The 11,882-nt window shown below is 43.5% G+C and carries 11 protein-coding genes; 2 read left to right on the forward strand and 9 right to left on the reverse strand.

The features are described 5' to 3' along the window. The 3 genes from tilS to ccsB form a co-directional block, all read right to left on the reverse strand. Positions 1-570 (reverse strand): tRNA lysidine(34) synthetase TilS (gene tilS / locus QUB24_RS19000; RefSeq protein ID WP_333154723.1); only part of this gene is annotated, 570 nt, incomplete at its 3' end. A 127-nt stretch (positions 571-697) separates the two neighbouring features. Continuing rightward, positions 698-1,123 (reverse strand): KGK domain-containing protein, encoded by a 426-nt coding sequence (locus QUB24_RS19005; protein WP_333154724.1) that lies wholly within the window; start codon positions 1,121-1,123, stop codon positions 698-700. 238 nt (positions 1,124-1,361) lie between these two features. Then, complete coding sequence (gene ccsB, locus QUB24_RS19010) at positions 1,362-2,429, reverse strand: c-type cytochrome biogenesis protein CcsB (protein WP_333154725.1); 1,068 nt, start codon at positions 2,427-2,429, stop codon at positions 1,362-1,364. Between the two features lie 659 nt (positions 2,430-3,088). Here ccsB and QUB24_RS19015 point away from each other — a divergent pair. Next, on the forward strand, positions 3,089-3,985 hold the full coding sequence (locus QUB24_RS19015; protein ID WP_333154726.1) for an Rpn family recombination-promoting nuclease/putative transposase: 897 nt from the start codon (positions 3,089-3,091) through the stop codon (positions 3,983-3,985). A 374-nt stretch (positions 3,986-4,359) separates the two neighbouring features. Here QUB24_RS19015 and QUB24_RS19020 read toward each other — a convergent pair whose 3' ends face one another. From QUB24_RS19020 to QUB24_RS19045, 6 genes are all read right to left on the reverse strand, one after another. Further along, positions 4,360-5,268, reverse strand: coding sequence for a hypothetical protein (locus tag QUB24_RS19020; RefSeq protein ID WP_333154727.1), 909 nt, complete (start codon positions 5,266-5,268; stop codon positions 4,360-4,362). A gap of 294 nt (positions 5,269-5,562) precedes the next feature. Then, entirely contained in the window at positions 5,563-6,675 is a 1,113-nt protein-coding gene (locus tag QUB24_RS19025; protein ID WP_333154728.1) for a dynamin family protein, read from the reverse strand. An 11-nt stretch (positions 6,676-6,686) separates the two neighbouring features. Next, positions 6,687-7,217 carry a hypothetical protein gene (locus QUB24_RS19030; protein ID WP_333154729.1) on the reverse strand — a complete coding sequence of 177 codons (531 nt, stop codon included), beginning with the start codon at positions 7,215-7,217 and terminating at the stop codon, positions 6,687-6,689. A gap of 68 nt (positions 7,218-7,285) precedes the next feature. Next, the gene (locus QUB24_RS19035; protein ID WP_333154730.1) at positions 7,286-9,700 is read right to left on the reverse strand and encodes a dynamin family protein; all 2,415 of its coding nucleotides are present in this window, start codon (positions 9,698-9,700) and stop codon (positions 7,286-7,288) included. 146 nt (positions 9,701-9,846) lie between these two features. Then, the gene (locus QUB24_RS19040; protein WP_333154731.1) at positions 9,847-10,059 is read right to left on the reverse strand and encodes a hypothetical protein; all 213 of its coding nucleotides are present in this window, start codon (positions 10,057-10,059) and stop codon (positions 9,847-9,849) included. After that, a complete protein-coding gene (locus tag QUB24_RS19045) occupies positions 10,053-11,426 on the reverse strand; it encodes a CHAT domain-containing protein (RefSeq protein ID WP_333154732.1) in 1,374 nt (457 codons plus the stop codon). The genes QUB24_RS19040 and QUB24_RS19045 overlap by 7 nt, the downstream gene beginning before the upstream one ends. A 37-nt stretch (positions 11,427-11,463) precedes the next feature. Here QUB24_RS19045 and QUB24_RS19050 point away from each other — a divergent pair. Further along, positions 11,464-11,882: hypothetical protein (locus QUB24_RS19050; protein WP_333154733.1), on the forward strand; the 419-nt coding region annotated here is incomplete at its 3' end.

Here is an 11,882-nt window from a genome sequence, read left to right on the forward strand (position 1 = left end):
ATTTTCCAATTTAAAATCGGCAGATATTTGGGAGTTAGGATTTTCGCCGGAATTCCCCAATCTAAAATCGGCAATCGGCAATCGAGAATCGAGCAGGGGCCGTGTCCAGGTGAGGGCAGAAAGTCCGTCGGCGCCACTGCCGCGAATCAGGTTGTAGAGGAGTGTTTCGGCGCGATCGCTGGCTGTGTGGCCTGTAACAATGTAGGGGTAGTGGTGGGCGATCGCAATTTCGGTTAAAGCTTCATATCGCCACTGTCTGGCGGCTGCTTCTGTTTTGGAAATGTCCGAGGCTGTTTCCAAATAGTAGGATATTCCCCAGTTTTTAGCTAATAGTTCTACATGATTAGCCGACGCTTGCGAGTCAGAACGCCAACGGTGATCGCAGTGTGCGATCGCTAGATTCCAGCCCCATTTTGGCTGCAAATCTAGCAGTAATTTAATTAAACACAGAGAATCTTGGCCGCCGGATACTGCTACTAACAATCGCTGATTTGATGGCAATATTTGTCGCTGCAGCAGCGTCCGGTGAACTTGAGCGTGCAGGTGCGTCCAATTGGAAGATTCAGCCATGACAGTTGACAGTTGACAGTTGACAGTTGACAGTTGTAGGAAGGATGCTGTTTTAAGCTCCTCAACTCAAAACTCTGAACTAAAAATTAAAAAATTTTCCTCCTTTCCCTCTGCACTAAGTAGCAGCTTAGCTCCACATTCCTATACTTTGGGGGTCGCGGTCTGGATACCTAGAAATAGGAAAATGATTATTTATTTCTGTTGAGTCACATTGATTTAATGGCTCATCTATATCGGTTTGATTTGAGCTATCTACGGCGTAGTTTTGCACGGTGTCAGATCTTTCGGCAGCGGCAGGAAGGGCTTTTTGCTCTTTGATTTCAGGTTCGAGCGGAATGAACTCCAGACGCATTCTAAGTTTTCCTTTAGTCCAGTCTTTGCCAGCACTTAATAGCTCGCAATCCAGGCCGTCTGAGAATAATTTTTCGTCTACCAATTTTGACTGCATAATAGCCATAAATTCGCTGACTTTGAATGTACATTGATACATCAAAGCGCTGGTCGGAGCAGACACAACATCGTCTTCTTGGGGAAATATTGGCGATTCGTCCATATTAATTGTCCTTATTTTAATGAAGGAAGAAGGAAGAAGGAAGAAGGAAGAAGGAAGAGGGAAGAAGACCCTTCGACTTTGCGATCGGGTAAAAAAAGGGAAGAAGGAAGAGGGAGTTAATTATTATAATCTCGCTGGTTGAGTAAGGTGGGAATTGCCCACCCTACAAGCGGAGATGATATTAATCCCGATTCTTTGACTTATCCTGTTCTTCTGTGACCCATTGGTGGATCGGGAATTAGAAAAACCAACCGTAGGAATGTAAACCTTTGCCTAACAGATTAACGCCTAGATAGCAAATCCAAACTACCACAAAACCTGTGGCGGCTAAAATTGCTGGGCGTCTTCCCTGCCAGCCGCGAGTAATGCGGGCGTGCAGGTAGGCAGCAAATACCAACCAAGTAATTAGCGCCCAAGTTTCTTTCGGGTCCCAACTCCAGTATGAGCCCCAAGCTTCGTTAGCCCAAACCGCACCGGCAATAATGCCAACTGTCAGTAAGGGGAATCCTAAACCGATGATGCGATAGCTAATGTTATCAAGAGTTTCTGCTAGATTCAAGCGCTGGGGCGAGAGAAGTTCTGCGGTTTGAGTTGGGGCGGTTGATGGGGTTTGAACGGTGGCTAATTCAAGGACTGCGGTGGTTCCCAAACCGTTATTGTTGGAGTTGAAAGAGGGTTCGCTGAAAGCTAAGGCGCTGTCGGCGACTGTTTCGGTTTGAGGTTCGGGGTTTTGTGGGCGTTGGAGGCGGTAGTTGCCGTTGCGGTTGCTGTTGGTGCCGAAGGAACTACCCGTGAGTTCGATTTTTTGGCCGCGGGTGACGATCAAAAATGCGATCGCCAGCAGGGATCCTACCATTAAAGTTGAGTAACTGAGCATCATGACGCTAACGTGCATCATCAGCCAGTTTGATTTGAGGGCGGGTACTAGGGGTTCTGCAGATTGCATGGTTGCGGGCAGAGTCAGGGCTGCAAAGGCGGATATTGCCATTGCTACGGGGGATGTGGCTACTCCTACTAAGCGGGAACGGCTCATGTTTTCCGCGACTAGGTGGATGGCGGTGATTCCCCAAACTAGGAAAAATAGGGATTCGTAGAGATTGCTTAAGGGGAAGTAGCCGGCTTCTATCCATCGAGAACCGAGTAAAGCGGCGATGGATAGGTTGGCGACGGCCATTCCTGCGGTTCCTAGGGCTGATAGGTAGGGAATGCCGGGGAATGCTGCGCCAACCCAGTAAATGAGCATTGTTGAGAACAAAACGGCAAAGGAGATGTTGTCCAGCCAGTTCTGGAGTACGACCAGATCCATAAAAATTACTCCGGTAGTGTTTTTACTTATTTTTGCTAACTAGATCGATCGTACTGGGGTTGGGCAGTTTTGGGTTTGGGATTTTGAATTTTTGTGGCAATTATGAGTGGTTGGCGGTTGTTGAGGTGCGAGTGGGCGATCGCGCGGACGCATCAAACAAGCTACTATTGACCCACCAGACGAGTGTCTCCCCGTCAAGTCACGCTTGTGGATTCTGGCTGAGGGCTTGAGGTTGGACGAGTTCCAAGTAAGGAAACACGGAATGCTGATGCGCGAAATTCGATCGCCGATTAACAAAATTAGGACTTACGCAGATGGGGCCCGAAACCTGGTTTTAGGAAAATCCTTCGTTTTTACCCAGAGATTAAGTAAAAAACCCCGTTTCTTTGTCGGGAGTGCGTCTAGGACTGAAAATATAGGATGTTTTTTGTTCTGGGGCTATCTGGAATCCTTTAGAATTGATTGAGCTGATTACCCATTTGCTGTTTTTGCAACCAGCAAAAAAACGGAAGCCCCGGACAATGGTTGTGGATACTCCCCAAATTTTAGACTAAAGCTCAATCTCCCAGATTTATCAAGGCGAGTCAAATCTAAAATCTAAAATCTAAAATCGACTGACGGTTCGAGCATTTTCATAGGTTAGAGGAGATGTTGGGTTAATGCGTCGAGATTCTATATTTTACAAGTTATTTCAAGAAGCTCCGACGCTGCTGTTTGAGCTATTGGAAGAGTCACCATCGAATGCGGAACAGTATCGATTTGACTCCGTTGCGGTGAAGGAACCGAAGTTTGAAATTGATGGGGTGTTTTTGCCGCCGGATGCTGAGCCTGGAGTTGTATATTTCTGTGAGGTGCAGTTTCAGCGGGATGAATTGCTTTATGAGCGATTGTTTGGTGAGTCGTTTTTGTATTTTTATCGCAACCGTCAACGATTTACAGATTGGGAAGCGGTGGTAATTTATCCGAGTCGATCGACTGAACAATCAGACACGCATCCGTATAGATCGCTCTTGAACTGCAATCAGGTGCATCGCGTATATTTGGATGAGTTGGGGGATCTTGAACAGTTGCCGCTGGGGGTGGCGCTGATGGCTTTGACGACGATCGACGAAGCGAGTACGCCGGAAGCGGCGCGATTGTTGCTGGCGCGATCGCAGCGGGAGGAATCTGAGGCAGCGAGTCGCGCCATAATAGAGATGCTGACGACAATACTGGTTTACAAGTTTACAAATTTGAACCGAAGGGAGGCAGAGGCGATGTTAGGGATTACGCTTGAGGAAACTCGGTTTTATCGGGAAGCAAAGGAAGAAGGCCTTGAGCAAGGCATTGAACAAGGCATTGTGCAAGGCCGCGAACAAGAAGGAAGAGCCTTGATTTTACGTCAGTTAAATCGCCGTCTGTTAAATCGGCGAGTTGGAACATTACCGGAATCTATCACGACTAGAATTGCTGATTTGTCGATCGAGCAAATTGAAACTCTAGCAGAGGAATTGTTAGATTTTCAGTCGATCGAGGATTTAGAGGTTTGGCTGGAGAATTTGCCGCAGGGAGATTGATACGAGGTTAGGAATTGCACTTGAGGGGGCGATCGCGCCATTTGCGCGCACCAACACATCAAACGTACCCCCCCTCTATTTCCTGGGTTTTAGGGTTCTTTTGGTTCATCCGCCGTTGCTGAGAGGATGTTCAGGGTGCGATCGGGGATGATTCCGGCGGATTAGAAGCGGATTGATGATGGGGGAAGATGTTTTGGGCGATCGAACCTGCAGACTTATGTTAAATTAGACCTCTTGCAAAAAATAGCTAAGACGGGATCTCCGCCCCATTCCACAAGAAAAGATGATTTTTGTGGGATGGGCCGGAGCTCCCGTCCTTTAATTGCATTAAAAGGACTTTTGCAAAAGGTCTATTTTCCTGTAGTTTCAGTCCCTCACAGTACCTCCGGCGAACGACTTCTTTTTAAAGCAATAGATAATTGCCTCAATCGTTCGCTAACTTCTAAATTCGATTCTTGTGACTTCAAGTTATTAGGTATTTCAGCAAACAGAAGTGGATTTCCCTGCAACCACTCATTGAGAGCAACGCCAGTCCAAGTACCTTCTTTGTCTCGGAAACTATCAACTAAACCCTTCAGTTCTTGAATACAGTATGACTCGAAACCAGCCGCACTGAAAATTGCATAAATTAAGTATTCTTCAAACGCACTAATATCATTTCCTACCTCAAAAACTACAGCTTCTTCTTGTGGCGATTTTATGTCATTAGAAAAATCTCCCACTATTTGCGCTGCTACCCCAGCAATTTGTGTTGCTATTCCTGTAACTCCTAATACTTGTTGCCGAATCTCCGAATTAAATAGTAAATCTGAACCATATTTTACATATTTTTTGAGAACCCTAAATGCAACTTCTTCCCCACTATAGTAGTTATCAATAATTTCAATATCTACCCCTAAACTTTTGATTATTTTATTTCGAGTATCACTATTAACTGGACCGCGAATCAGCGCTTCAGCCACTGGACGTGCAAAGCGTAAAAATAATACGCTTAAGCTATTCTCTAGTTTTGCTAAAAAATATTCCTCTGAATTTTCAATGAGCCTGGGTTTTACTTGATTACTTTCCCATAATAAACTTGTCATATATTCAACTAATTTTAAGGCTTCATCCTTAAGTTCTAAAGCAAGTTGATGAGCAATTGCAGAGAGAAGCTTACTAATATCACCGTACAAATCATCACGCCAAGCAAAATTGGCTTTCATGCGGTCAAACTCTGGATTGGAGTTAGCAAGAAAGATAGTATCTTTCTTTTTAAATGTTTCCTCCCTGAGTTTCTGCATTTCATTCTCAACGATTTGTAAATATCGTTCTCTAAATTTTTCTATTTGAGTGAATGACTTAGCATTAGAACTATCTAAGGATTTGTTTACAACAGAATATTCATAGTATTTTTGTAAATCAGCTTTGATTGTTTCCCATTTTTGATTCCACCATTCGGTAAAGAAAACCCGCCGATTATTTTCTTCAAATAGCTTGGCTTCTTCAGGATTTTTTGGATACTTTTTGCTGACTGTAATATAAATCTGTTCGGAATTGCTGAAAATTTTATTGATAGAAGCTTCGCATCTTTTTTTTTAAATCGAGACACGCTCAGTGTTGATATAGTTAAATATTTTTTCCTTAATTTCTGGAATGCCAGTACCATTTTTATTCAGAGTTTCTTCATCGGTAATTCCAGTCAGTCTCTTTAACTGAGCTTCGATATTACTTGCATCCCCAATCTCTAACTTAGTCTGTTCTTCTGCTAAACCATTCAAAATTAGATAGGCTCCGGCTGAACCATATACAATGCGTTCAGGTGGAAGCTTTGCACGCTTTAACCAGTCTTGAGATGCTTCTTCAATATGTGTTTTAAGTGCCTCTGCACTACCTAATGAATCAATCCGACTTAAAAATACAAAAAGCTTATCAGCAACCGTGACGTTTTTATCGCCAAGTTCGGTAAACTTGATTATTTCTAGTTCCTTTTCTCGGAGGCTAGTAAACCGTTGTACCAATATCACCGCATCACAGTCAGAGAGCATTGCTTGTGCTTCATCAACGTGCTTTGCTAAACCTGAATCTAAACCGGGAACATCATAAAAAACAATCCCTTCAGCCTGAGCAAGCTTGTTAGTATAAAGTCTCGCCTCTAAAACAGCGTGAGCATACTTTTCATCCGCTACATACTTCTTGAGTGGTTCTTTAATATCTTCAAGCCTAGTAAAGGGAAAAGTCAGATTACCTTCTCTTCTTACCTGTTGTAAAGTTATTTCGTTTGTTCGTATAGTATTTAGGTCTTCTTTCGCCCCAACTTTCTCCAGTTCCTTGAGTAAGTTGATAAACTCTTCTTCGGTTCTCGCTTGTACTTCCAGCCTTTGTTCAGACTCGTTTTCAACTGAATAAATTTGTGTTGTGGTAAATGTGCATCTTCCTCCCTTTGCTGGAAGTAAATCACATTGCAACCAAGCATTAATAAAGGTGCTTTTTCCTGCTTTTTCTAACCCGACAACAGCGATGCGAAATTCACGTTTTTTAAGTCTTTCCAGTTGACGACGAGTTGGTTCTGCTTCTTGTAAAAGTACCTCTTTTAATCGAGCAGGAACTTCAGCTTGGGGTAACATAGCCAAGTTAAGCGCGTGTCGCTGCACGTTGAGAGCGTCGCTCAGACGAGCCTCATAGTAAGAAGATGCTGTTTTCCAATCCATTTTGAGGTTCCTTAAATGCGGTTAAAGTTTTCTAAGCCAGATACAGATAGATATTTCAGACAAGCTAATTGTCTAACCACACCTTGTCCATTAGAAGGGAGATTTCTTTTTAAAATATATGGGACTTTCTTCCCAATCATGTCTTCTCCCTCAGCAATGTTAATTCGGACGTAAACTTCTCTCTGTTCACTAACAGTTGTAATATCTTCGTCGTCGGTTCGGTCTAACAGCTCCCATGTCGCATCCGCATCTTCTGGAGTTGTACATAGAAAATATAAGGAATTATCTATGAGTTTTTCTATGCCAGAGACATCTATTGGAGAATTTTCTCTTACATTTTCTACCACCGATGCTGGTACAACAAGACACAAAGCTACAGGTGCAGCAACTTTTGGTGGAATTGGGCGGTTTTCTGTTACTTCTGTTTCATTTTTTGTTTGTTGGGGTAAAAATCGTTTGCCAGGTGTTTCTATGCTGCGTCCTAGTCCTAGTTCTGCTCTTATTCTTAAATAAATAAGACGAAAAAATTCATCTAAATTCATATCACTGCCTTCCCAAATACTCGCAAAAATTTAATAATTTTAGATTAACAAAGTCAATGATCAACTCTTCACTTAACTTTCCAAACTTGTTCTAAGCTAGAAAACTCTTCGGCTAGGTTTTGAGCTTTTTGTTGCATAGGTTGCCAGACGTTTCTTTGTTTTTCATAATCTAGAGTAATCTCTTGGTGTGCCTGATCAAGCCTTTCTTGATAACGGTTAATAATATCATACTGAATTTGGTCTACACTTTTCTTGAGAGAATCTATTTGTTCTAGTAACCAGCGTGCGACCTGATTTACTCTTTGTGAGTCTTCCACTTTTGCCTGTTGGAATATCCAACTTGTAAGTAAATCTTCTACACTGGGTATTTTAGCATTATCGCTAGAACGTTCTTGATATTCGGTTTCATAAACAGTTTTTTTCCATATCCACAAGGTGTACCAAGCTCTTTGTTTTTTTTCAACCTGTACTGCTTCCTGCCAAGTTCCTTGGGTAATAGCAAAGCCTGCTTGGAAACGAAAGTTAAATCTAAATGAGTGATTAACTTGACTAAGTTCTGATTCTGGAAATTTAATCGCTATATGAGGTGCAATTGTGTTTGCTCCTTTTTGCAAAGATGATACATGGCAACGGAAGAGTTCAGAGACAGCCTGGTACATTCTCTCTAGCTCTTGTGCAGAAATCTGTGTTAATATATCCCCTATAACAATACTAAGATGGATAGCTAGTTCATTAAGGTTATCATTAATTTTTTTGAGTTGAATTTTCTCTGTGTCTGTTTTTGCTTCCATTATTTTTCCTTCTTTAGCAACGGAATCAGTGTAGCCTAAATCTATTAAACGGGTAAGGTGTCTTGCTAGCAAATTTACATTTAAAACATTTGCTTTTTTCAGATTCGGACTTTCTAAGTCTACTTTTCCCGTTTCTAAAGACTTTGCTACTGCTTCCAAGACTTGGTTAATTCCTTTTTGAAATTCGTTTTCCCATGAATAAAGGGGATATAATTTTTCTCCTAATTCATTGTATGGTTCGCCCTGCTGGAGTTCGTAAACTATGGGTCTTATATACTTCACAACGTCATCCTTTGAATCTTCCGCTAGAACCTGTTTAACTTTTGTATCTAGTTTTTTAAAAGGCTTTTTTAATTTAGTATCGCTATCTTCTAAAAAATTTTCAAGTTCTGATCTAATGTCTGATATATTTTCACATTCCTGTTGATATCGTTCTTCTGAACTATTAAGAATAGCTGTTGTTGTTTGTGTCGCCCATTCCGTTATAGCATTTGCTGCCGACAAATTAAATTGTTCAATAAGTTGTGGGATTACTAACTGTGGAAAGTGTTGATTAATATGTTCCTTTAAGTGCTGCTGAAACTCTTCTGCATAAGATTCTTGCCATAATGCTTCAGCAACTCGTGTTCGATCGTGTCTTGACCATTTCTGTACGTTACGTGGCAGGACTTCTAATATATCTTCATTAATTAATCCGTTAAAATTTTGGTCTGCCTTTTTACAGGCTTCAGCACTATAGATATCATCATTATTTTGGATCTGAAGGGCTAGTAGCGCAGGCCATGTACTAAGTTTGACAACTTGTAACTTCTCAATATCTTCTGTATATTCTTTTAATTGTTCAGTCAATTCGTTTTTTATATCACGTATAGCTTTTTCAACAAAGCGATTTTCTGTTTCCGGCCAATTTTTGCCGTCGGCTCGAAAAACGTCAATCCTATTCAGAGTAAAGAGCATACGTGCAGGAGAACCACCTAAATCTTTTACCTGCTGTACAACTTCTTGCAGTAAGCTTTTTACTTTATGTGCATCGGTTTCTGCACTATTGTATGTGACTATGCACAATGCCTCTCGGCACTGTTTAATAATATCTGCGTTACCTCGATCGCCCACATACGCCAAACCAGGTAAATCAAGAATTTTTACCCTTGTTCCTTGTGGTAGTTCCAGTTTAGACTCTTTGACAAGCCGGAAAGGGTAAAAGATTGTAGATTGTGGACAAGCTAAATTCGGTTGTTTTTCTCTGTTTTCGATATAACTTATCATTGCTTCATATAAGCGCTGATAAATTTTCTCCTCTCTAATACCTCTCCATTCTCCGCACTCCCACAATGCTCCTGGTGTTTCATGGATTATTAGAGACTTTTCCTTGCTATATTCGATAGTGACTGCCCCGGCGCTCATTTCACTTACGGCTACAGGAACAATTTCGGCTCCACACAACAAATTTACCAAAGTGCTTTTCCCGCTACTGGTGGTTCCTGTAGTCGCCAGAGTCAGAGTCGGATTACGAAGTTGATCAACCAGATTGCTTAAAGCTTCGTCTAACTTTATAGACAGTTCTTGCATTTCAGGCTGATATGTATCTGGTAAATGCTCGGAAATTTCTGTATAAAAATTATTCCAGTATTTAGCAAGCAGTTGAGCTTTGAATTCTACTTCGTCAAAAACTTTGTATAATTGTTTACTCATGTGTTAAATACTGGTGTTGATAGTGAATATGTATTCTAGTTAACATATTTAAGTCGCAAGTCATAGAGGGCGGACAGCAGCACTGTTTAATTATGACTCTCGGTATAATAGTATAACCTGTCAAGAGGCGATCGCACTTTCTTTATTTAAATAAATTTACAAACAGGCTCTTCATATTTTTGCAGGTCTTCAATTAGATTATCAGCGGGCGTTGCTGAATCTAGGTGTGAAACGATCGCACAAACGCCGAAGGAGCGCTCTAAATTGCGATCGATTATACCCATATTCCCCAACCCCGCTGATCGAACTCTCGCACAATTAGCCAACAGTCGATCGACTAAAACAAACCCTATTACCAAGGATTACCAATCATTCTAAAAGCAGACCAATAATAAGGATGAGAGAAATTCTGACTCGTCGTGTTTGCCAATTCCGGGGGTAACGGCAGATTGCCAACAGAAGTGTGCAACATCCCCCCTTCAATTCGCACTTCTTGGCGCAACATCGCTAATTGCGCTTGCCGCAGTGCTTCTGCTTTAATCGGAGCAGTTTTTAACTGCCCGTAAAACTCCGTCATCAATCCTAAACTGCCCTCGTCGCTGACATACCAAAGAGTCGCCATAGCCGATTTAACCCCCGCTTGCACGGCTAAACCGCCAAAGCCCAACTCGGCCTCTCGATCGCCCACAGCAGTCTTGCAAGCACTCAAAACTAACATTTCAACTTGCGGGCTGTGCCATCCCATTTGCCGCAACTGATCCAAACGCAATTTAGTATCCCACAACTGAATAAAGGATTGGCTGGGCTCTCCTGCTCGAAATTCGGCGTGAGTAGCCAAGTGAATCATCCCAAAAGGATACTGCTGGCGCTGCGATTTTAAATTAGCCAGGGTGAAAGCTTCGTTCAAGAAAGACTTGCCCGGCCACTGCTGCGGGGTGATTGTCGATACTTCTAGTTCCACCGCAGGTAAAGGACTCATCTCTGGAAATTGCGACGCCCCCATTGCCAGAACTTGGGTATTTTTGAAATTGGTGGCGCTGGTATCCGTCAAACTGAGACTCGGCATCGATCCAACACTGTAACGCTCTACCAGAAAGCCTTTGCCGTCGTGCAGGGCCCCCATCGGTATCGATCGCAACCCCATATCTGAGATAAAAGATAAATTCTCAATGCCTTTGGCTTGCAACTCTGCTTCGAGCGGCGCTACTATCCACTTGTAGAGCTGCTGAGCCAAGGGCAAATAACTTTTAGTATTGCGCTTTACCGGATTAGTCAGTTCAGCCCGAAATCTCTCCATAGCTTCCATTACCTGGGCGCGAGAGGTTCCAGAGATGCGCTGGCGAACGGGCACGCCTTCCGGGGCGATCACCATCATTTCTAGTTCGTCAGAGGCTTGAATTTGCTGTTCTACGCGCAAGATGGGGGAACTGCTGTAAGGCCGATCAACTGTAGAACCCCTGGGTACAAAGCTGATATAAATGAGAGCTGGTTTGATGCCTGTGGCTTGTTGGACACTGCGAAGGGTAATTTGGGCATCTTCTAGGGTGGCGAGCGCAGTTGTTGATGGCAAATTTAGGTAATCGACAAACTCGCTAGTAAATCTCTCCTCCACGGGAAAAATAACAGCGCCGAGGTTAGGTGGCAACTTGGAAGCGTCAAGATTCCCAGACGCGGGAGGTGAATTGCGCTGTTGCAAGGAATTAGATATCTGGTTTTGCTCTTGCAAGCTGGGCGAAAATAAACGATTTGTGCTGGGAGGCTGGTTGGCTGCGAGCTCCGGTGTCGGTATCGGTGCGAGATTTATCGGCGCAGCAGCAGGCGCAACCACTGGATTGGGAGTAATTGTGGGTGCGATCGGCAAAACATTGGATACCGGCGCTGGATTGGGAGTAATTGTGGGTGCGATCGGCAAAAAATTTGATACCGGCGCTGGATTGGGAGTAATTGTGGGTGCGATCGGCAAAACATTGGGTACCGGCGCTGGTGCTGGTGCTGGTGCTGGCGCTGGTGCTGGTGCTGGCGCTGGTGCTGGAGTAGGCGCTGGTGCTGGAGTAGGCGCTGGTGCCGGTGCGGGCACTGGCGCTGGTGCTGGTGCGGGTGCTGGCGCTGGTGCTGGTGCTGGTGCTGGCGCTGGTGCTGGTGCTGGTGCTGGTGCGGGCGCTGGTGCGGGCGCTGGTGCGGG

Source organism: Microcoleus sp. B9-D4, assembly GCF_036705105.1.
Classification (GTDB): Bacteria; Cyanobacteriota; Cyanobacteriia; order Cyanobacteriales; family Microcoleaceae; genus Microcoleus.

Coding starts and splice junctions, on each gene's coding strand:
- QUB24_RS19030 (WP_333154729.1), bottom strand. CDS start 7,217: ATGAATTTAGATGAATTTTTTCGTCTTATTTATTTAAGAATAAGAGCA.
- QUB24_RS19015 (WP_333154726.1), top strand. CDS start 3,089: ATGCGTCGAGATTCTATATTTTACAAGTTATTTCAAGAAGCTCCGACG.
- QUB24_RS19025 (WP_333154728.1), bottom strand. CDS start 6,675: ATGGATTGGAAAACAGCATCTTCTTACTATGAGGCTCGTCTGAGCGAC.
- ccsB (WP_333154725.1), bottom strand. CDS start 2,429: ATGGATCTGGTCGTACTCCAGAACTGGCTGGACAACATCTCCTTTGCC.
- QUB24_RS19035 (WP_333154730.1), bottom strand. CDS start 9,700: ATGAGTAAACAATTATACAAAGTTTTTGACGAAGTAGAATTCAAAGCT.
- QUB24_RS19005 (WP_333154724.1), bottom strand. CDS start 1,123: ATGGACGAATCGCCAATATTTCCCCAAGAAGACGATGTTGTGTCTGCT.
- QUB24_RS19020 (WP_333154727.1), bottom strand. CDS start 5,268: ATGCAGAAACTCAGGGAGGAAACATTTAAAAAGAAAGATACTATCTTT.